At 44.3% G+C, this 21906-nt stretch carries 23 protein-coding genes, 1 rRNA gene and 1 other RNA gene; 4 read left to right on the top strand and 21 right to left on the bottom strand.

Translation table 11 applies throughout. The features are described from left to right. Positions 1-7 precede the first annotated feature (7 nt). The 8 genes from A3739_RS14620 to rsmI form a co-directional block, all read right to left on the bottom strand. Positions 8-1516 carry a UDP-N-acetylmuramoyl-L-alanyl-D-glutamate--2,6-diaminopimelate ligase gene (locus tag A3739_RS14620; protein ID WP_068473642.1) on the bottom strand — a complete coding sequence of 503 codons (1509 nt, stop codon included), beginning with the start codon at positions 1514-1516 and terminating at the stop codon, positions 8-10. A gap of 1 nt (position 1517) precedes the next feature. Continuing rightward, positions 1518-3248, bottom strand: a complete 1731-nt coding sequence (locus A3739_RS14615; RefSeq protein WP_231876665.1) for a penicillin-binding protein 2 — start codon at positions 3246-3248, stop codon at positions 1518-1520. Between the two features lie 13 nt (positions 3249-3261). After that, positions 3262-3663: a cell division protein FtsL gene (ftsL, locus tag A3739_RS14610; RefSeq protein WP_082878246.1), complete on the bottom strand. Its 402-nt coding sequence runs from the start codon at positions 3661-3663 to the stop codon at positions 3262-3264. Next, positions 3656-4591 (bottom strand): 16S rRNA (cytosine(1402)-N(4))-methyltransferase RsmH, encoded by a 936-nt coding sequence (gene rsmH / locus A3739_RS14605; protein WP_068473651.1) that lies wholly within the window; start codon positions 4589-4591, stop codon positions 3656-3658. The genes ftsL and rsmH overlap by 8 nt, the downstream gene beginning before the upstream one ends. A gap of 2 nt (positions 4592-4593) precedes the next feature. Further along, a complete protein-coding gene (gene mraZ, locus A3739_RS14600; protein ID WP_068473654.1) occupies positions 4594-5037 on the bottom strand; it encodes a division/cell wall cluster transcriptional repressor MraZ in 444 nt (147 codons plus the stop codon). Positions 5038-5337: 300 nt separating this feature from the next. Next, positions 5338-5674: RNase P RNA component class A (rnpB, locus tag A3739_RS14595), an RNA gene on the bottom strand. A 65-nt stretch (positions 5675-5739) separates the two neighbouring features. Further along, positions 5740-6417 carry a hypothetical protein gene (locus tag A3739_RS14590; RefSeq protein ID WP_068472952.1) on the bottom strand — a complete coding sequence of 226 codons (678 nt, stop codon included), beginning with the start codon at positions 6415-6417 and terminating at the stop codon, positions 5740-5742. 70 nt (positions 6418-6487) lie between these two features. Continuing rightward, positions 6488-7318 (bottom strand): 16S rRNA (cytidine(1402)-2'-O)-methyltransferase, encoded by an 831-nt coding sequence (gene rsmI / locus A3739_RS14585; RefSeq protein WP_231876627.1) that lies wholly within the window; start codon positions 7316-7318, stop codon positions 6488-6490. 64 nt (positions 7319-7382) lie between these two features. Here rsmI and A3739_RS14580 point away from each other — a divergent pair, with 64 nt between their 5' ends. From A3739_RS14580 to A3739_RS14570, 3 genes are read left to right on the top strand one after another with little or no spacing between them, the layout of a single operon-like run. Further along, complete coding sequence (locus tag A3739_RS14580; RefSeq protein ID WP_068472955.1) at positions 7383-9200, top strand: penicillin-binding protein activator; 1818 nt, start codon at positions 7383-7385, stop codon at positions 9198-9200. A gap of 23 nt (positions 9201-9223) precedes the next feature. Further along, positions 9224-9577 (top strand): YraN family protein, encoded by a 354-nt coding sequence (locus A3739_RS14575; protein ID WP_068472959.1) that lies wholly within the window; start codon positions 9224-9226, stop codon positions 9575-9577. A gap of 5 nt (positions 9578-9582) precedes the next feature. Further along, complete coding sequence (locus tag A3739_RS14570; RefSeq protein WP_068472962.1) at positions 9583-10149, top strand: SIS domain-containing protein; 567 nt, start codon at positions 9583-9585, stop codon at positions 10147-10149. Positions 10150-10153: 4 nt separating this feature from the next. Here A3739_RS14570 and A3739_RS14565 read toward each other — a convergent pair whose 3' ends face one another. From A3739_RS14565 to A3739_RS14510, 12 genes are all read right to left on the bottom strand, one after another. After that, positions 10154-10552 (bottom strand): ClpXP protease specificity-enhancing factor, encoded by a 399-nt coding sequence (locus A3739_RS14565; protein WP_068472966.1) that lies wholly within the window; start codon positions 10550-10552, stop codon positions 10154-10156. A 24-nt stretch (positions 10553-10576) separates the two neighbouring features. Further along, positions 10577-11206 (bottom strand): glutathione S-transferase N-terminal domain-containing protein, encoded by a 630-nt coding sequence (locus A3739_RS14560; RefSeq protein WP_068472969.1) that lies wholly within the window; start codon positions 11204-11206, stop codon positions 10577-10579. 161 nt (positions 11207-11367) lie between these two features. Further along, positions 11368-12126 (bottom strand): cytochrome c1, encoded by a 759-nt coding sequence (locus A3739_RS14555; RefSeq protein WP_068472972.1) that lies wholly within the window; start codon positions 12124-12126, stop codon positions 11368-11370. Continuing rightward, positions 12123-13337, bottom strand: a complete 1215-nt coding sequence (locus tag A3739_RS14550; RefSeq protein WP_068472975.1) for a cytochrome bc complex cytochrome b subunit — start codon at positions 13335-13337, stop codon at positions 12123-12125. Before A3739_RS14550 ends, A3739_RS14555 begins: the two co-directional genes overlap by 4 nt. Next, entirely contained in the window at positions 13337-13930 is a 594-nt protein-coding gene (gene petA / locus A3739_RS14545; RefSeq protein ID WP_068472978.1) for a ubiquinol-cytochrome c reductase iron-sulfur subunit, read from the bottom strand. The genes A3739_RS14550 and petA overlap by 1 nt, the downstream gene beginning before the upstream one ends. Before the next feature lie 256 nt (positions 13931-14186). Further along, entirely contained in the window at positions 14187-14579 is a 393-nt protein-coding gene (rpsI, locus tag A3739_RS14540; protein WP_068456560.1) for a 30S ribosomal protein S9, read from the bottom strand. Positions 14580-14591: 12 nt separating this feature from the next. Further along, the gene (gene rplM / locus A3739_RS14535) at positions 14592-15020 is read right to left on the bottom strand and encodes a 50S ribosomal protein L13 (protein WP_068472981.1); all 429 of its coding nucleotides are present in this window, start codon (positions 15018-15020) and stop codon (positions 14592-14594) included. Between the two features lie 175 nt (positions 15021-15195). Next, complete coding sequence (locus A3739_RS14530) at positions 15196-15966, bottom strand: TatD family hydrolase (protein WP_068472984.1); 771 nt, start codon at positions 15964-15966, stop codon at positions 15196-15198. A 5-nt stretch (positions 15967-15971) separates the two neighbouring features. After that, entirely contained in the window at positions 15972-17546 is a 1575-nt protein-coding gene (prfC, locus tag A3739_RS14525; protein WP_068472988.1) for a peptide chain release factor 3, read from the bottom strand. A 21-nt stretch (positions 17547-17567) separates the two neighbouring features. Continuing rightward, positions 17568-18008 (bottom strand): ribosomal protein S18-alanine N-acetyltransferase, encoded by a 441-nt coding sequence (rimI, locus tag A3739_RS14520; RefSeq protein WP_082868893.1) that lies wholly within the window; start codon positions 18006-18008, stop codon positions 17568-17570. A gap of 52 nt (positions 18009-18060) precedes the next feature. Next, positions 18061-18807 (bottom strand): hypothetical protein, encoded by a 747-nt coding sequence (locus A3739_RS14515; protein ID WP_068472994.1) that lies wholly within the window; start codon positions 18805-18807, stop codon positions 18061-18063. Between the two features lie 3 nt (positions 18808-18810). Next, positions 18811-20358, bottom strand: a complete 1548-nt coding sequence (locus tag A3739_RS14510; protein WP_068472997.1) for a 2-isopropylmalate synthase — start codon at positions 20356-20358, stop codon at positions 18811-18813. A 389-nt stretch (positions 20359-20747) separates the two neighbouring features. Between A3739_RS14510 and A3739_RS14505 the strand changes: the two genes are divergently transcribed. Continuing rightward, positions 20748-21230 (top strand): hypothetical protein, encoded by a 483-nt coding sequence (locus tag A3739_RS14505; protein WP_068472999.1) that lies wholly within the window; start codon positions 20748-20750, stop codon positions 21228-21230. Positions 21231-21638: 408 nt separating this feature from the next. On the opposite strand, the gene rrf is transcribed toward A3739_RS14505, so the two are convergent. Continuing rightward, positions 21639-21753 (bottom strand): 5S ribosomal RNA (gene rrf / locus A3739_RS14500). Positions 21754-21906 lie beyond the last annotated feature (153 nt).

The following is a 21906-nucleotide window of genomic DNA, read 5'->3' as shown; positions in this document are numbered from 1 at the left end:
GATGCAATCATTTCTGCACCTCTTCAGCCAATAAGTGATCGCAACAATCGCTGTCGCTAAAATATGAGCGCACGCCATTCACTTCTTGGTAATCTTCATGCCCTTTGCCGGCGATAAGAACAACGTCATCAACTGAAGCGCTGTGATACGCATGGGAAATTGCCTGAGCTCGATCCGCGATACAAATAACATCGTCTTGATCAGAAAACACACTCGCGATTTGAGAAATAATTTGCTCGGGATCTTCAGTGCGAGGGTTATCGCTAGTAATAACGCAGACATCCGCAAATTCTTTTGCGATCAAGCCCATCTGTGCGCGCTTTCCTTGATCACGATCACCACCACAACCAAATACAACATGTATGCGTTTTGGCTCCAAATTACGGATGGTTTGAAGTACGTTCTCTAAAGCATCTGGTGTATGAGCATAGTCAACAACAAGCGCTGGTTTATCAGTAACGCGATGCAGCTCCATTCTTCCCTTAACGGCTTTTAACTGATTGATTGCATTTAACTCAATCACCGAGCACAGCTTCGCAAGTGCTACTCCTAATACCGCCATCACGTTGTAGAGGTTAAATTGCCCAAGGAGGTCACTGTTAAGATCAATAATCTTGTCAGCCACTTCTATTTTCGCTGTTGTCGTCATTCCCAACTGAAAATCTTTCACCAACACTTCGGCTGAGCCATTCAATGAGAATCGTAACTTCCGAACTTCAGGTCGCAAAGCTTGAAACATCACGCTAGCGTATTCATCGTCAGCATTAATTACTGCATAGCGCAAACCTTCGCTCGCAAACAAACGCGCCTTCGCCTTGGCATATTCAGCCATGGTCTGATGATAATCCAAGTGATCACGGCTTAAATTGGTAAACACAGCACCTTCAAATCGCACGCCATCAACACGACCTTGATCTAGACCGTGCGAGCTAACTTCCATCGCGACTAGCTCAGCACCCGCATCACGAAGATTTGCCAAGTACTTATGCACATCAACAACACTCGGCGTGGTATGGCCGGTATCAGTTAACTCCTCATCACGGGCACACAAACCATATCCTAGTGTCCCAATGACAGCAGAGGAAACGCCTAATGATGCAAAAAACTGCGCGATATAATTCACGACAGACGTCTTTCCGTTCGTACCAGTCACACCGATTACTTGAAGCTCTTCACTAGGCTTATGAAAGAACCGATGCGCAATTTCACCCACGAAATTACTTAAATTAGGAACAAACAATTCAATCGCACGACCATCCTCATGTACGGTCAGGTCATTCGCTTCGTTTGCATTACAATCAATCAGCACAGCAGCAGCACCGCGTTCGATCGCATCTTGCACATAGGTACTTGCAGGAGAATTTATACCTGGTAAGGCAAGGAATAAATCGCCTTGCTTAACTTTCCGACTATCGGAAACAAGCCCATGTATTTGAGTGTTCAATGCAGAGGGGACATGCTGTATGCCGAGCAAAAGACTTGCTAAATCCGAGTGATATTGGCGTGCTTTATTCATATCAACCGCGACCTCCTGCTAACGAAGACTCAACCTTGTTAACGTGCATAAGCTGGGAGAACTTGTCTGGTTCGACACTCAAAATTCGCATCGCACCATCTACGACACGTGAGAATATTGGCGCGGCAACTTCACCGCCGTAATATTCAGCGCCTGCAGGCGCATCAATCACAACAACGGTTGCGATTTTTGGATCATTAATTGGCGCTACACCTGCAAATAGGGCTTTGTACTCTTCTGCGTTATAACCATCTCTTCCTACTGTATGAACAGTACCTGTTTTGCCACCAACACTATAAAGAGGCACCTGCGCTCGCGTTCCCGTCCCACCTTTTTCAACCGTTGCGCGCATGGCTTTTAAGAGCTCATTCGACACAGACTCCGGCAATACTCGCTCCACAGGTTCTTTTGACTCTTTCTTGATAAGACTTAAGGATGGCTTCAATCCGCCATTCCCCAAAACCATATAGGCCTGAGCAAGCTGAAGAGCAGTCGTACTCAAACCGTAACCGTATGACATTGCAGCCAATTCAACCGGCTGCATATTGAAAGGATTAGGTAATTGCCCGATGTTTTCACCCGGAAATCCAATACCTGTACCTTGCCCCAAACCAAGCGCATAAAACGAATCCCACAAAGCCTCTGGACCCAGATCAAGCGCCAATTTACTTGTTCCGACATTACTTGATTTAGCGATCACTTCTAGCAAGCTCAAACGGCCGTAATCTCTATGATCACGTATTGAGCGACCGCCTAAACGTAAAAAACCTGGAGAGGTTTCAACACTACTGTTGAGTGCGTATTTCTCAGACTCTAGAGCCGAAGCCAAGGTCACAAGCTTCATGGTCGAGCCCGGCTCAAATAGGTCCGTAATAGCTCGATTACGCAGATGTGACACGTTGAGATTTGATCGATTATTCGGGTTGTAAGATGGCTGATTCACCATTGCTAAGACTTCACCGGTTTCGATATCTAGAACCACAACTGACCCCGCTCTTGCACGGTGGATATCTACAGCAGCCTTCAACTCTCGGTAAGCAAGATATTGCAGGCGCATATCAATCGAAAGGCTAATGTCATTACCCGACTGCGCCAGCTCTACGACACCTAAGTCTTTAATAACTTGACCGGCACGGTTCTTCAAAACACGGTGCTTACCCTCTCGACCAGTTAACCACTCGTCATACGCGAGTTCGATACCCTCTTGGCCTTTTTCATCGATATTTGAGAAGCCCACAATGTGTGAAGCGACTTCACCTGCAGGGTAAAATCGCTTGTATTCTCTGCGGCTGTAAATACCAGAAAAACCCAGCTGCAATGCTTGCTGGGCTTCGTGAGGTGCTGCTTTTCTTTTGAGATAAACGAACTGCTTGTCTCGATTACTTTCAAGCCGCCGTTTGAGCCAACGTTTATTCACTCCAAGCGCGGCGGCAAGCTGAGCATATTCTTCATCCCCAAGTTTGACTTGGGTTGGATTTGCATAAATGGTTTCGACCGCTGCACTTATTGCCAGAGGCTCACCATATCGGTCAGATATTGTGCCTCGGTGTGCATCTAAGCGCTCAAGACGAATGGAGCGCACATCGCCTTGATGCGATAAAAAGCTTTGTTCGAAGATGTGCAAGTGCACAGCCCGACCCATCAAGGTCAAAACAACCAAGCACAAAATCGCAAGTAACGCATAATAGCGCCACATTACAATATGTGTGTTTGTTAAAGGCTTATCACTCACTTCGATATCCCAATTATTGTACTAACTCGATGGCGCTTACATTAGGTAGCACCATTTCTAATTCTTGCGTCGCGACGCTTTCAATCTGCCCTGGAGAGGCAAATGCACTCTGCTCTAAAAGCAACTGCGCCCATTCCAACTGAAGCTGATCATTACGCTCTTGAAGCAAAGCTTGCTCAGCGAATAGTTCGCGTGAAATATGCGACGAATACACAACACCAAGTGCCGTTAATGTCATTACCAACACCAAACCCATCGACAGCAACAATTCTTTGACCGGCAACACTTGCCAGATAGCTTGAAGTCGCTGAGCAACCCCGTCTTCACTGAGACCTGCATCAAACAGAGGCTTAACAGTGCCTTTTAAGGATTCAGCATGTCGCGCACGCAGGAAAAATCTTAAGTATTCATTCATCACTCAGCTTCTCCAACACGCGCATCACTGCGCTACGGGATCGTGGATTTTGTTCAATCTCTTCTTTGCTCGGCTTAATGGCCTTACTCATCAACTTAAACCGTCGCGTTATATCACTTTCTAAAACAGGGACGCCCGGTGGCGGCTCATCCCCTTTCGCTAATTTTTTCATCGCCCGCTTGACCATTCGATCTTCCAGTGAGTGAAAGCTAATAACCACAAGGCGACCACCTACTTTCAATGCACTCACAGCGCACTCAAGGAACAACTCTAAATCAGCTAATTCTTTGTTAATCTCAATACGTATTGCCTGAAAAGCTCTCGTCGCTGGATGCTTATGCTTCTCCCATGCGGGATTCGCTTCAGACACAATATTTGCAAGCTTCAAGGTGGTATCAATGACTTGCTTAGATCTCGCCTCGACGATTGCAGCAGCTATGCGCTTAGCAAAACGCTCTTCACCATAATCTCTTAGTACACGCACCAACCCTTGCTCTTCGACTTCTGCGAGCCACTGCTGAGCACTAACACCAGCACTGGTATCCATGCGCATATCAAGAGGGCCGTCGTTCATAAAACTAAAACCTCGATCAGCTTCGTCCAACTGCGGTGACGAAACACCTAGATCAACCAATACTCCATCTGCCAACTCATCACCACGCTTAGCTAAATACAGTGGAATATCGACAAACGAGCCATGCTCTATCTCAAAACGGGCGTCTTCATCATGAAGTTTGTTTGCAACCTCAATAGCAGCTAGATCTTTATCAACTCCAACCAAACGCCCTGATTCTGACAAACGACTTAAAATGAGACGGCTATGCCCACCTCTGCCAAAGGTTCCATCAACATATAGTCCTTCTTCATTGCCTATAAGCGCATCAACGGCTTCATTAAGAAGCACTGTAATATGGGCAGAGTCAGTCATAGCTATAGCGACAAGTTATTTAATTGTTCTGGAATATCATCATCAGACTCGTCAGCATCAAGCCAATCAATCCAACGTTGCTCACTCCACAATTCAAATTTCTTACCTTGACCAATCAACATGGTTTTCTTTTCAAGCCCAGCATATTCGCGCAGAGGCGTAGGCAAAAGAATGCGTCCATTTGCATCCATTTCTAATGGCGTTGCATAACCGATCATGAGTCGCTGAATTCTTCGAGAGGCTTTATTGAAACTAGGAAGTGCTTCGAGTTTAGGAAGAAGCTCTTGCCACTGATTTTCTGGATAAACCAACAAGCAACGCTCTTCGGTATGTGCAGTCACTACCACACGGCCACCACAAAAAGACGAAAGCGATTCCCGAATCTTCGTCGGAATCGCCATACGACCTTTTGCGTCCATGTTGATTGCGTGGCTGCCTAAAAACACCCTTCAAACCCCTGAATTATTATAATTTGGTAAAAAATACCAAAAAAACCCACCTTTCACTACTTTTTCCCACTATAGAAACTCAATAGTGCTAAATCAAGCAAATTTCGTAAGCAAAATGAGGGAAAGCAGCACCGTTAAAGGGGTTTGAGGAGATGAACCGGAGAAAAACAACAAGTCGCGAAGTGTTTTTTTCAATTATTTCAGTAGCATAAAGATCTATTCTAGAAATTACTTTAAGTTTAAGAATGTTTTGAACGATTAAGGAAAGGAAAGAAGGGAGTTCAACTATAAAGAGGAATTTTGAGCTTGCCTATAAGCCGGGTTCTGTCGAGGACAATCATTCATCTAGGCCTGACGTCACCATCAGGCTCAAGCAACCTACCCAAACCCAGCGCGAGCCACACCTTAGGGTTTCTATTTGGTCTTGCTCCGAGTGGGGTTTACCATCGCCACGAACTGTTACCAGTCGCGCGGTGCGCTCTTACCGCACCTTTTCACCCTTACCAACAATGCTGGCGGTATACTTTCTGCTGCACTTTCCGTAGGCTCGCGCCCCCCAGGGATTACCTGGCACTCTGCTCTATGGAGCCCGGACTTTCCTCTTCTCGAAAGAAGCGATTGTCCAGCAAGCTCGGCACGTAGTGTAATCACTAACAAATAGATCGCAAGTTTTTAATTGGCAATAAACAGGTAAGCGCGCTAGAAGAGAGGCTTAAACTCGTCTCTCACTGCTGTTCTTCGATTGGAATTGGCTGAATCAACGTTGAACACATAAGCATCCCCCGCATTTCGATCAAAATCATTCGGATCAACATTAATCGACGCGCGGCGATCGAAATCTCTATCTAAAACAAACCTAGTAGGGCCAAGCTCATTAGAACGCGCCTCGAACAAACGATCGACTCGATTTACCTCAAAATCTGGCTCGTCAGTTTCACCCTCAGGGTCATCTGCATTGATCACAGTTTGAATAGCAGCAGACTCTTCTTGAACGGCCTGTTCGATTACCGCAGCAGGCAACTCATCAACGAAACCCACCTCAAACCCAGAGCCTGATGAATTGCGCCGCTCATCAGCCCAAGCCTCAACCTGATCAGCTAAAGCAGAATCCAAAGGAGCACTTCCTTGGTCTTGCCCATCAACATCACCGTCTCGAAAAGGTAGCGACTCGTATCCATCTATTGTTATACCTGCCGCCGGAGAGCCCGCAACATTCAAAAGAGCCTCAGCAGATTCTGCCGATACAGCAGACACGGAATCTAGCGCTCCTTCGGATAGCAAATCAAAGGCATATGAATTTTTAAGAGGAACGAAAACAAAAAGAATAATGCCGACACGGCAAGAACAACACTTAATGCATCGGCAGAGATCAATCATGAGCTCACCTCGCAATATTTATTTAGACCAGAGTTTGGTTCAATTTTTGACTTTTAACAAGGAACGAACACTAATTTTCTACTAGCAGCTTATATAGATCTTTTTTATTCAAGGCATAATGCTCAGCCACAAGAGAAGCCGCTTTTTTGGGAGGCAATTCTTTTGCCAAAGACAAAAGTAAAGCACGTGCCTCTGGCGTTATTTCGCTAGAAGCATCACTCTCCTGAACACCTTCAACCAAAAGAACGAACTCACCACGACGCTGGTTTTCGTCTTCATTCAAGCTCGACAAAACGTCTTCAACGGTACCAACAAGAAAAGTTTCAAACGTTTTCGTTAACTCACGAGCCAAACATATATTTCTAGCCGGCAACTCGTCACACAGAGCTTTCATCGTATCCATAATTCGATGGGTCGATTCGTAAAATATCGTTGTCCGTTGCTCATCGACCAATGCTGCCAACTGTTCTCGCTTCGCTTTTTGCTTAACAGGTAAGAAACCTTCGAAGGAAAATCGAGCACTCGCGACCCCAGATGCACTTAGTGCGGCAATCAACGCACATGCACCCGGAACAGGTAAAACCTTTACACCCTGTGCCCGCGCCTGAGACACCAGCACATAGCCTGGATCTGAAATCAGGGGCGTGCCTGCATCAGAGACCAACGCTACGCTCTTTCCTTGATTAACCAAACCAACGAGCTGATCAACCCGTTCTCGCTCATTATGCTCATGCAGGGAGAGCATTTCTTTCTGAATACCTAGATGAGACAACAACTTCTTTGTATGCCTTGTATCTTCCGCCGCGATCAGATCGGCATTCCCAAGAACTTCGATCGCTCGCTGAGAAATATCGCCTAAATTACCAATAGGTGTGGCAACAATATAAATAGCGCTTTCCAAATTTGTTATCCTCGCTCTAGAATTACCGTATGATAACAGCTTCGTTCCTCCTACTGCATTCAACATGATTAGAATACCCCTAAGATTTCTGACGCTCTCACTCTCAATTGGCTTAATCATTGCCGGGTGCAGCAGTCAGCCCAAGACCATAACTGGCGGGAAATCTCCTGAACAAGAAATCAAACCTTTAAGCGTTGGAGAACAGTATCTTCAAGATGCAAAAGCGCAAACATCCGAAACCCAAAAGAATCGATATTATTTAAACGCTGCACAAGCCTTTCTTGAGCAAGGCTATTACACACAAGCGCAACATGCTTTACAGAACGTACAAACGCAGAGCTTAACATCAGACGAAATTTCCACTTATAACCTGACGTTAATTGAAACATCTCTTCAAACAAATAATGTCGAAACTTTAAAAACAACGCTAGACGACCTCCAGGTCGATAGCATCCTCAGAACTAGCCTGTCTCAGCAAGAAACTATCGTTCGCTTACTTGCGACGGCATATAGCAAAATAAACCGCCCTTTGGATGCAGCAGTACTCCTATCAGATTACCAAGGCGTCTTTGGCTATCAACAGAGCGCGCAGCTTAGCGAGGAAATTTGGTTACTACTCCAAAGAACCGAATTAAACGACCTCGTCGCATTTCAAGAAGATGGCCATCTAGATAACACCATCGCTTGGGTAGATCTCGCAAAACAACTCAAGTTTTCGACGGCAAGTATCGACGAGCAATACACTCTTCTTACAAACTGGCTCAACCAAAACCCTCGCCACCCAGCTACTGACAACCTCCCTTTTGAACTTGAAGCACTAATTAAGCTTCCTGAAACGGCGCCCAATAAAATTATTCTGGCGCTGCCATTTAGCGGGCAATTTGAAAATATTGGCATTGCTATTGCCGACGGGTTCTTGGCTGCGAACTTTATTGCACAAAAACCAATCAGCATCGAGGCATTTGATACGAACCGCCAAACAATCCCTTCGTTATATAACCAAGCAATCGATAACAGTCCGAACACACTTATTATTGGTCCGGTTGTAAAATCAAACATTCAACAACTTAATGATTTGACGGAATTGCCTATTACGACCTTGGCGTTAAATTCCTCAGATGGAACACTCATCAATGACGAGTTATATTTCTTCGGACTTGCTCCAGAACACGAATTAGCCCAAATCGCTAACCGATTAGTAGAGCAAGGCTTGAACCGCGTTGCGATCATTCGCGATGCCACAAGCCGTGGGTCACGTTTAACAAGTGCTTTCTACGAACTATTTGAGAAGCAAGGTGGAAACATCGTTGCACAAGCTGCCTATGGCAAGGAAACCTCTCTCTCTGACGCAGTTGCAGCGCTTCTATCTACCGACACAAGCAAGAAGCGTAGCAACGCAATAGCGCGGCTTACCGGCTTAAAACTTGAGACCCGCCCCGAACGACGTCGTGATATTGATGCAATTGTGTTACTCGGAAACAATCAGAACGCCAAACGCATCAATCCGCTCTTTGCATTCAACTTCGCTGATGACATTCCGGTGTTCGCCACATCAAGTATCCACGAACCGAACAGTACTGACACGAACAATGACCTATCTGGAGTCCAATTTATAGATATCCCGTGGGCTTTTAATAAAACAGATCAAATTAAGCTACAAATCGATGCCTCGCGAAAGAATATCGCAGCACAATACATGCGCTTTTACGCTTTAGGCGCCGATGCGTATGCACTATCGCCACGCTTAGCGTTGCTCCGCGAGATCCCAAATAGCTTTGTTCAGGGACGAACAGGGAAACTCGCTATTGACGACGATGGATCAATTATCCGAAGACTGCAATGGGCTAAATATCAAGGCGGGAAAGCTATACCAATTAATTAATTCATGTATCAGGGACGATATAAATGAACAACAAGGGAACGAAATACGAGCGATTGGCAGAAAAGCATCTATTGAAGAACGGACTAAAACTTATTGCCCGCAATTATTCATGCCGCCTAGGAGAAATCGATCTTATAATGCGCGATCACCACGCGATTGTATTTGTCGAAGTTCGTTATCGTAAAACCGATACCTTTGGCAGTGCGCAAGAAAGTATCAACAACCCAAAGCAAGCGAAACTAGTAAAAACTGCCTTACTTTACATGCAACAGCACAAACTATTTGATAGCACCTGTCGTTTCGATACCGTCACATTCGACACACATGAATGCAAACAGCCTATCAACTGGATTAAATCAGCATTTGGAGCACATTAGTACCAATGAACGACCTTTCCCCAATTGCCAAATATTTGTGCGACCAAATCGATATCGCCTCAGAGCACATTACGAGCATTGCATCAGAAACCGATCACGCAAGCACCTTAATCGTAGACGCCCTACTTAATGACAAAAAGCTCTTAGTATGCGGCCTTGGGTTTGCTAACCCGATTGCACAAATCATTAGTTCTGCCTTTATGGACCAATATGAATTTGAGCGCCCAGGCTTCCCTGCAATCAATATCGGTTTAGACAGCCTAAATAGCGACACGTCATCTGCCAATATGATCGCTAAACAGATTCAAGCAATGGGAATGGAAAGTGATGTATTAGTATTAATCAGTATCGGAGATGAACACAAAAGTTTCGAGGAAGCCCTAACAACAGCACAAGAGAAAGGAATCAAAACACTGCTCATTAATGGCTCCGAAGATGCGACAAACTATATGACTGATGCCTTGATCAAGCTACCAACAAATTCCATCTCGAACGGACTTCAGTTGGCGATATTTGCCTGCAACGCTCTTATAAAATCTGTTGAATCGAAGCTATTTGGCGCAGCCTTATAAAGGCTTACTTAACTATCTTCAAAGATGGCTTCTGAGGTGAAGAACCCTGCTCTTGTACCGGCTCTTCATCGAATGGTGGCGGCTCAGGTGCACCTGGCTCCGCACCAAAAACCATGCCTTGGCCATTCTCTTTTGCATAGATTGCCATGACAGCAACTACTGGGATATATACCTGCATCGGAACACCACCAAAACGAGCTTGAAACTCAATTGCGGCATCTTCGATAAGTAAATTTGTTACAGCGCTAGGACTGATGTTGAGGATGATCTGACCATTAGTTACATAATCTTCAGGCACATGAACGCCCTGAATACCGGCATCCACTACCAAATACGGTGTTAGGCCGTTATCAATAATCCATTGATTTAATGCACGAACCAGGTATGGCCTACTTGGGGTCACACCATCCTCCTTGTATGCTAGTGACTAGTGACGCATTTCTGCTTCAACTTCAGACAAACTCTCTTGGAATGACTCACGAGAGAACATCTGATCCATATAACGTAATATCGGCTTAGCTGCTGGCTCTGACAACTCAATGCCTAGCACAGGCAAACGCCACAACAAGGCCGCAATGCAGCAATCTACAATCGTAAACTCTTCACTCATAAAGAAAGGCTTATCAGCAAAAATTGGTGCTGTTGCCAAAAGACTTTCTTTGAACTCTTTACGCTTTTCATTTGCAGATGAAGATTCTGGATCCGCTAGGATAGAGTCAACAAGAGAGCACCAGTCTTTTGAAATTCGGTACATCATTAGACGACTCTGCGCGCGTGCTACTGGGTAGACAGGCAACAATGGAGGATGAGGGAAACGCTCATCTAAATACTCCATCATGATATCAGCTTCATACAATACAAGATCACGATCTACCAATGTAGGCAATTCATTGTATGGGTTATGATCAGCTAACTCTGCAGGCTTTTCATCTGGATCGACATCAATAATATCTACTGCCACACCTTTTTCGGCGAGAACGATACGGACTCGGTGGCTATAGTGGCTTGCACCATCAGAAAAAAACGTCATCGACGACCGTTTGGTCACAACGCCCATACAAGAGCTCCTTATAAATAGAACGCATCGAAAATTCGATACATAGAATACAAAACTGCCAGAATTATACACACTTATCAAAGCGCGTCATAATTCAACACACGTTATAACAAAAAAGGCCGTTAGCGTTTGCCAACAGCCTTATAGCTACTTAGATAGACTTAGTGGATATCGCGCCAGTACTCTTTATTCAAGAAGTAGACGAACACAAAGAAGAACGCCAAGAAGACAAGCACGTATAATCCCATACGCTCACTTTCTATCCGTGACGGCTCACCGACATACTCAAGGTAATTTACCAAATCATAGATGGCTTCGTCATACTCAGCTGGCGTCATAGAACCTTCCGACTTATATTCTTGACAGCCACTACTCTTAACGATGTTACCTGAAAGAGGATCAACTTCAGTATCAATACCCATAAGTGGTGGCTCAGCACACATACCCTGCAGGTCTGCTAGAACATGTGGCATACCGACATCTTTGAATACGACATTATTTACCCCATATGGACGCGAAGGATCTGCATAAAAACCACGCAAGTAACTATACAACCAATCTGGCCCCCGTAACCGCGCCACCAACGTCAAGTCAGGCGGTGGATTGCCAAACCAAGCTTTCGCTTGATCTTTATCCATAGAGGTAGTCATCAATTGACCGATCTTAGCGTCGCCCTCAAGTAGATTTTCTTCAAAAATCTCTTTTGGGATACCTAAGTCATTTGCAGAACGTTCATAGCGCGAGTACTCAAGCGAGTGGCATCCAAAACAGTAATTAGTAAACAACGCCATCCCACGCTGCATAGACTCTTGATCACGAATATCAGTATCAATATCATCAACAGGAGCCGCCGGTCCAACAGCTGCCAATACACTGTTCACACTAATTGTGAAAAATAACGTAGCAACGAGCTTAATCATTTCATTGTCACCCTTTCTGGTACAGGCTTAGTTTTCTCAATACTTGTATACCAAGGCATAAGAATGAAATAAGCGAAGTAAATAACAGTCAAGACCTGAGCAAGCAAAGTTCTACCTGGAGTTGCTACCACAACACCCAAGTAACCAAGAATGCAGAACGAAATGATAAACAACACAAGAGCAATCTTACTTAAGTTGCCTTTGTAACGCATTGAACGCACCGGGCTACGATCTAACCATGGCAATACGAACAAAATTGCAATTGCCGCACCCATCGCCACAACACCCAAGAACGCATCCGGAACAGCACGCAAGATTGCATAGAATGGCGTGAAGTACCATACAGGCGCAATGTGATCAGGCGTCTTAAGAGCATTCGCCGGCTCAAAATTAGGCTTCTCTAAAAAATAACCACCCATTTCAGGGAAGAAGAAGACCACCGCGCAGAATACGAACAAAAATACAACAATACCGACCATATCGTGCACTGTGTAGAAAGGATGGAAAGGAATACCATCTTTTGGGATACCGTTTTCATCTTTGTCTTTCTTAATATCGATACCATCCGGGTTATTAGAACCAACCTCATGAAGCGCGAGAATATGCAACACAACCAACGCAAGAATAACGATTGGTAACGCAACAACGTGAAGAGCAAAGAAACGGTTTAAGGTAATGCCTGAAATCAGGTAGTCACCACGAATCCACAAAGCCAACCCTTCACCGATGTATGGAATTGCACCAAAGAGGTTAACAATTACCTGAGCACCCCAGTAAGACATCTGTCCCCAAGGTAATAAGTAGCCCATAAATGCTTCGGCCATAAGAGCTAGGTAAATAGTCATACCAAAGATCCAGACCAACTCACGCGGCTTTTTGTACGAACCGTACAGCAGACCTCTGAACATATGCATATAAACAACAACAAAAAATGCCGAAGCACCTGTTGAATGCAGATATCGTAACAACCAACCATATTCAACATCACGCATGATGTATTCAATAGACGCAAATGCACCCTCTGCTGAAGGGTTATAACTCATTGTTAGCCAAATGCCAGTTAAAAGCTGGTTAGCTAAAACAACAAACGACAATACGCCGAAGAAGTAAAAAACATTAAAATTCTTTGGCGCATAATATTTACTCATATGCTTTTCAAAAGCATTGACGACCGGTAAACGCTCGTCAATCCATGAAATTAGCTTTTGCATTACGCAGCCTCCTCATCAACACCAACCATAATTGTGGCATCATCAAGATACTTATATGGTGGTACAACTAAGTTAGTTGGCGCAGGAACACCTTTAAATACGCGACCTGCTAAATCAAAACGTGAGCCGTGACACGGACAGAAGAATCCGCCCATCCAGTTTTCATCAAACTCTTGAGGCTCAACTTCAGGAACAAACTGGGGAGAACAACCTAGATGAGTACAAATACCAACTAGCACTGCGTACTCTGGTTTAGTTGATCGATACACACCTTTCACATACTCAGGCTGCTGAGGCACTTCTGACATTGGGTCACGCAGACGGTCAGCTAACTTATCTAAGTTATCTAACATCTCTTGAGTACGACGAATAACCCAAACTGGCTTACCTCGCCATTCAACAGTCATACGCTGACCCGGCTCCAACTTACCCACCGATGCTTTAACTGGCGCACCCGCAGCTTTTGCTTTGGCACTTGGATTCCATGAGGCCACAAACGGGACTGCAGCACCTATCGCACCAACACCCCCAACCACTGAAGTCGCACCTATCAAAAATCTGCGACGGCTCGCATTAACGTCGCCTTCACTCATACAGGCTTCCCCCGAAAATAAAAATAATACTCATATCTTATTATTTGTAGCCCCTAGCGCTTTAGCCACCAAGAACTTTTAGAGCACTAAATACCTTACCCACACAAAAGGTAGGGCATGTCCTAAAAGCCACAAATAGTAATTAAATTAAGATAGGCCATCAACAACTTTAATCGATTTGTTGACAGTTAAATGTTCGGCTAAAAAAAAGCGCCTGACAGCAAATACCGACAGGCGCTTTTTAATATACTGCATATTAACGCTTAGAGAACTGAGGACGTTTACGCGCTTTGCGTAGACCAACCTTCTTACGTTCAACAGCACGCGCATCACGTGTTACCCAACCTGCTTGACGAAGCGGGCTACGCAATGACTCATCATACTCAATCAAAGCACGGGCAATACCGTGACGGATAGCACCAGCTTGACCTGTAGTACCACCACCTTTAACAGTTACTTTAACGTCTAGTTTGTCAGCCATTTCGACCAACTCAAGAGGTTGACGAACAACCATTTGAGCAGTTTTACGACCAAAAAACTCGTCTAGAGGACGGCCATTAACTTCAATTTGACCAGAACCAGACTTTAAGAACACTCGTGCCGCCGAAGTTTTACGACGACCAGTACCATAGTTATATGTAGTTGACATAATCGCCTTCCGTTAAACTTCTAGATCTTTTGGCTGCTGAGCAGTGTGCGGATGCTCGTTACCCGCATACACTTTCAACTTCTTGAACATTGCACGACCAAGTGGACCACGTGGCAACATGCCTTTTACCGCACCTTCGATTACACGCTCAGGAGCTTTATCAATCAATTTTTCAAAAGAAATTGATTTCAAGCCACCAATGTAACCTGTGTGATGGTGATAAATCTTGTCACTTGCTTTTTTACCAGTTACGGCAACTTTCTCAGCATTAACAACGACAATGTAATCGCCTGTATCAACGTGAGGAGTGTATTCTGGTTTATGCTTGCCCCGCAAACGGCGCGCGATTTCGGTCGACAAACGACCTAGTGTTTTGTCTGTAGCATCAACTACATACCAGTCACGTTTTACCGATTCTGGCTTTGCACTTAACGTTTTCATTTAATTCGCCTTTAACTCTTCCGAGTAACCTAAAACTGTACACATTTTTGTGTCAGCATTTCTATCTAATGCCTTGCCAATTCGAGACGGGGCTGACTCTGAAGAATTGTCCGGCAATTTGAGGGCGCGAATTATAAAACACATTAACGAACAATTACCAGCTTTTTTTATTTATTTATCTAGAGCTAAAAAACAACTTCTGGCAGTTATTTTGAAGGACGTCAGCAAGACTCTCTTTATCAAGTTGTTTCATTTCTGACAGCTCACTCAGAATCTCTAGAATGTCTAATGGACTCCCTTGACGTTCGGGATTGCCAGGCAAGTACATATCCGGAGAATCCGTTTCAATTAGTAGCGCATCAACAGGCATGCGCTTAAACGCATCATAGGTTTTACCCTTATTTCTCTTGATCACACCACCAACGCCAAGATGCAAACCTTGATCAACAAACTGCTTAGCCTGCTCGTAACTGCCAGAGAAGGCATGAACCACACCCCAGTGCAAACCGCACTTTTTAACCAAATCTAAAACTTCTTGATGTCGCCTGACCGAATGCATGATCACCGGCTTGTCTAGCTTTCCCGCCAACTCGAGCTGCATTTCAAATATATTGAGCTGCTGCTCAAGATTATCAAAACGCGCATCTAAGCCACATTCTCCGATCGCAATAAAATGCTTTGACAGTGCTTGCAACTGATCACTTAACAAGTCATTTGATAAACTCTCTTGCGAAATAAAACAAGGATGGACTCCCAAAGCCACATGCATTATTTCGGGATACTTTTCAGATAAACCAAGCAATTCTTTCCAGTCAGAAGAATTTGTTGCTGGCACAACAAATCCAACCACACCATTCGAATGAGCCTGTTCGATTAATGTTGCGATATTCTGACGCAGAGGAGGGAAATTCAAATGGCAGTGCGTATCAATGAGTCGAACTGCCATATAGATCAATGCTCTCGTGTTTGACGGAAGTTCACGTCTGGATGACGCTCTGTCGCTAACTGCAAGTTAACCATAGTCGGCGCAATATACGTTAGATTATCACCACCATCTAAGGCTAAGTTGTCGTTGCATTTCTTTTTGAATTGCTCAAATGCCGCAGTATCATCACTATCGACCCAGCGTGCGGTCGCGACAGAAATTGGCTCATACATCGCGTCCACTTTGTACTCAGCTTTCAACCGATGTACAACAACATCAAACTGAAGCACACCTACCGCACCAACAATCAAATCATTATTAGCTAAAGGCCTGAATACCTGAACGGCGCCCTCTTCAGAGAGCTGTATTAAACCTTTATTCAATTGCTTCGCTTTCAGCGGATCCTTTAAACGAATTCGACGAAATAGCTCGGGCGCGAAATTTGGAATGCCCGTAAATCGGAACTCTTCACCTTCGGTAAACGTATCACCTATCTGAATTGTTCCATGATTATGCAAACCAATAATGTCGCCAGCATAAGCATTCTCGGCATTCTCACGATCTCCAGCCATAAAGGTTACAGCATCTGAAACTCGGACATCTTTACCGATACGAACATGCCGCATCTTCATTCCTTTACTGTATTGACCCGAGCAGATCCTCATGAAAGCAATGCGATCTCGATGCTGAGGATCCATATTCGCCTGGATTTTGAACACAAAACCAGAAAACTTGTTTTCTTCTGCCTCTACCTCACGCACATCAGTTGCACGTCCTTGCGGCTTAGGAGCCCACGAAGTAAGGCCGTCGAGCATGTGATCCACACCAAAATTACCTAACGCCGTGCCGAAATAAACGGGGGTCAATTCGCCAGCTAAGAAGAGCTCTTGATCAAATTCGTGAGAAGCCCCCTGTACTAAATCAATTTCGTCTCGAAGATCTTGAGCATACCCGCCTAGTTTTTCATCAAGCAGTGGGTTATCCAATCCTTCGATAACCTCCGAATCCTGGATTCTGTGCCCTTGACCAGTTTGATATAGCACCGTCTTATCTTCGTAGAGATGATAAACACCCTTAAACTCTTTACCACACCCAATTGGCCACGTGATAGGCGCGCAAGCGATCTTTAGAACATCCTCTACTTCATCCATGAGCTCAATAGGATCACGAATATCCCGATCAAGCTTATTCATAAACGTAACAATCGGCGTATCGCGTAAGCGAGTAACCTCCATCAATTTGATAGTCCGCGCCTCAACACCTTTAGCTGAGTCAATAACCATGAGGCAAGAGTCAACGGCAGTAAGGGTTCGATACGTGTCTTCTGAGAAATCCTCGTGTCCAGGCGTATCTAGCAGATTTACTAAGCAGTCATTAAACGGGAACTGCATAACAGAAGTCGTGACAGAAATACCACGTTCCTTTTCCATTTCCATCCAATCTGACTTAGCATGCTGACCACTTTTTTTACCTTTAACTGTGCCCGCCTTTTGAATAGCCTCCCCAAATAGCAACACTTTTTCGGTAATCGTTGTTTTACCAGCATCAGGGTGGGAAATAATCGCGAACGTTCGTCGCTTATCTATTTCTGGAAGGCTCATAATATTCCTAAAGAAAATTTACTATGCATATGCATCCAAACGCATATCCAAGGTCATCAGTACAGCGTCTTCACGCCCATTCGGGGCGGGATAATACCCTTTTCTTAAACCAACTTCATTAAAGCCTTCAGATTGATACAACCCCATAGCCCTATGATTAGATGCGCGAACTTCTAAGAAAAACATAACGCACTTTTTCTCCCGCGCAACACGAATTAAGGATTGTAAAAAAAGACGGCCAAAGCCTTTTCCAGCGTAGCGCGGATCTACACAAATATTAAGTAAATGCGCCTCATCTAAGACATATGAAACAATGGCGTGACCGATGGTGTGCTGACCCGAGATCAAAAGTACGCAATCGTTCTTGTCATTCAAACAGTCTTCGAAATTTTTGCGCGTCCAAGGAATGTCGTAACTCGCGGTCTCGATTTGCATAACCTTTTCTAAATCAGCCTCGACCATATCCCTTAGGCTGATGTCATTATGCGAAGGCCCGTGATACATGCAAAGTTTACTATATGATATCAGCCCATAACTGAGCTTTTAGTAAAGGATTACGGATACAGTCACTTAAAGACACTGAAGAACTTAAGATCATTGAGCCTGCAGTGCATTTAGCGATCGATCTAACGCACCCCTCACTCAAACTCACACCGAGAACGACTGTATTAATCGTCGCGTCGTTAATCATCTTATCGGAGAATTGCTGTAATGCACCGGCTAGCAAACGATCCGTATTAGATGCCTCAGCCTGAAATGAAAAAACAGGCCAACGAAAATTGCCTACAAAATTTAAATCGCTTCGACTTTGAAACCGCGCAATGACCAATGATGTAGCGATAGCAAAATCATTTAATTGAGAATCAGAACCAAAGCTAAGCAATCGGACATCGTCGCTTTGATATACATTTAGAGAAAACACTGAGGGCAAAGCATTAACGAGCGCAAGATCTTCTGCTTTTACTTCAACACCAGGTTCTATACTTGCATTCCGCTCACTTACACTCTCGACCTCTAGCATTTGAGGCGTTGAGTTTGAAATTTCAAGTGACGCACTCTGCTCTTCGAGACTTTCTAGAACGGTCTCCTTTTTTTCTTTAGCAAACTTACTTGCATTAACAGGAAGCTGATCAAGGTCATTAGCCCAGTCAGCTTGATCACTAAAAGTAGGGGATGGAGCAGCATTAAGCAGTTTATGGGCGTACCAGGTTTGCACCCCCATCATATCCAAATAACTAGCTTGCTGCCCCTGACGCGTCACCGCTTATACATCTCCTTGAGGATGCTGTCGCTCGTCAGCACTTTCCATAAGATTCAAAGCATTGATATATGCTTTTGCAGATGCAATAACAATATCAGTATCTGCGCCTAGACCGTTAACAATGCGACCACCACGTTCAACACGAACTGTGACTTCACCTTGCGAGTCTGTACCGCTTGTTATGTTATTAACAGAATACAACTGAAGATTGATGCCTGATTGAGCAAGCTTTTCGATAGCTGAATACGTAGCGTCAACCGGGCCACCACCCTCAGACTCGGCACTTACCTCTTCGCCATCAATTTTCAAGGTAACTTTCGATACGGGACGAACACCTGTTTCAGAAGCAACTGACATACAAACTAGTTCGTATTTTTCTTCCTTAGGTTTACTTACCGAATCACTTACTAACGCATGTAAATCCTCATCAAAGATTTCATGCTTTTTATCAGCTAATTCTTTGAATGCAGCAAATGCAGCATTTAATTCACTTTCAGACTCTAAAGCGATTCCTAATTCTTCTAAACGTGTACGAAACGCGTTACGTCCAGAAAGCTTGCCCAACACCAAACTATTCGTATGCCAGCCCACTGCTTCTGCCTGCATAATTTCGTAGGTTTCGCGATGCTTTAACACGCCGTCTTGGTGAATACCCGACTCATGAGCAAACGCATTAGCACCAACAATCGCCTTATTTGGCTGCACAGGGAAACCTGTAATTGACGATACTAATTTAGAAGCAGGTACAATTTGCGTCGTATCAATTCCAGTCTCTACATCAAACAGGTCAGAACGAGTGCGCACAGCCATCACGACTTCTTCAAGCGATGCGTTGCCCGCACGCTCACCTAAGCCGTTAATTGTACATTCAACCTGACGAGCACCTTGAGCAACTGCAGACAATGAGTTCGCAACCGCCAATCCCAAATCATTGTGGCAGTGAACAGAGAAGATAGCCTTGTCAGAATTTGGAATACGCTGGATCAATTGGCCGATCGTATTGCCATATTGTTCGGGAATCGCATAACCAACTGTGTCAGGAATGTTAATCGTAGATGCGCCCGCATCAATTGCGGCTTCAATGATACGACATAAAAAATCAATCTCTGAACGACCAGCATCTTCGCAAGAAAATTCAACATCATCAGTATGTGAGCGCGCTCGTTTTACTGCGCGAACAGCTTGCTCAATGACAGCATCTGGTTCCATCTGAAGCTTATACTTCATATGAATGGGAGACGTAGCTATAAACGTATGGATACGCGAAGCATTTGCCCCCTTCAGAGCTTCTGCAGCGCGATCGATATCTTTATCTAGCGCTCGAGAAAGACTACATATCCGAGAATCTTTTACCGTATTTGCAATCGCTTGCACAGCACCGAAGTCACCAGGACTTGCAATCGCAAAACCTGCTTCAATAACGTCGACTCTCATTTTTTCTAGCACACGTGCGATGCGAAGCTTTTCCTCTTTTGTCATCGACGCGCCTGGGCTTTGCTCACCATCACGCAAAGTGGTATCAAAAATTACTAACTTGTCTTTGGCTGACATATGCCAAACTCCTAAATTTCGAGATTTATATTCTGTACGCTTGTCGAAGGGGATAAAAATAACTGCCCTACGGCAGATTGAGGGTGAGCACGTCTAAAACTAGAGCGCAGAAAGGGGCAGGTGAATGCTTCGTAAAAATATTCATCACTAATTCATGCAACGACATGACTTAAACCAAAATAACAATGATTAAACCGGTTAGTGACTATAAACTTGCCACATTTATTTTCCAAGTTATTTTGAGCGATTTAGTGACAGATTCCTACAGATCTCGTATTTAGCTAAGCGCGCCTACATAACGGCAACCTTAACCTTTCGTCAGTTTTAGAGAATTATTTTAATTCAGTGCTATTCCCTAATATTAAGAAAATAAATAAGCGACCATACTAATGCTTACGATTTTGTTTATCATCACACTCGCTTTTGTAACCACACTGGTTGTTAAAGTACGCGCCTTATATAAAGCAGACCTGCAAACTAATGACAATAGTTGCCACAAAGAGACACGTACACGACATAGAGAATGGATGCGCGCTAACCGTGTAATGATGAGGAATAATGACGAAACAATTCTCGAATACATCAACTCATTGCTCGACGACAAAAACACCGGACTTAGCCGTAGTTATGCGGCAGCAAATTACAAAGAAAGCATCTCCCAAAAAACATCTTCTAAACCATACCCAACAAGCCCACTAAAATCGCTAACAGACGACACGAAAGATTGGATAATTGTTGAGGAAGATAAAATTCCAGAACTCGTTGAGATAAGAAAACTCCCGCATTCGTATCTTACTGATCAGCCTAGAATTGATAAGCCTCTATCTGTTAATGATATGGATGTGAGCAAAACCAACATCGCAGATACGTAATAACTGTAAATTACAGGCGAGCCTACTCACCTAAATATAACTCTTTCTATGCATACACCAATCGCTAACAATCCACGCAAAAATATTGAACGGTAAGCCGCCTTTAATCAAAGGGTCGCCCTGACAATCTCCCAACGAACGTTCATAGTCAAGTTCTGTCCTCCGTGTGACCGGAATTTCTATGTTTAGCTCTCTACATGTAGGCACGGATTTTCAGACGCTCAAACGCACTACTAAAAGCCGGCATGCTTAGTGCTGATCATCGCTTAAACCTGGATATAACTGCCAACGCAAGCATTATCTATTTGATTCGTTCAATATACTGCTAGATGATTGGGTCTCCACGAAACCTATGGGCACGCAATAAAAAACCCCAGCAGTATGTACTGCTGGGGTTTCGTATTAGAAGCCTGACGATGACCTACTCTCACATGGGACCTCCCACACTACCATCGGCGATGAACCGTTTCACTTCTGAGTTCGGGATGGGATCAGGTGGTTCCAGTTCTCTATGGTCGTCAGGCAAAACTCTGGTTGAAGTAACTTACGGTCGTTACACCAACACTTAATTCTGCTGTTGTCTTTAACATTGGAAGCAATAGTAGTCGCTTATGATTCATATCTTCATTATTCGTCGATTTTTCGATTGGTTGCCTATACACCCAGCCTTCTTTCG

The sequence above is a fragment of the Oleiphilus sp. HI0067 genome, from assembly GCF_001635735.1.
This window is presented reverse-complemented; position numbering and strand designations above follow the sequence as displayed.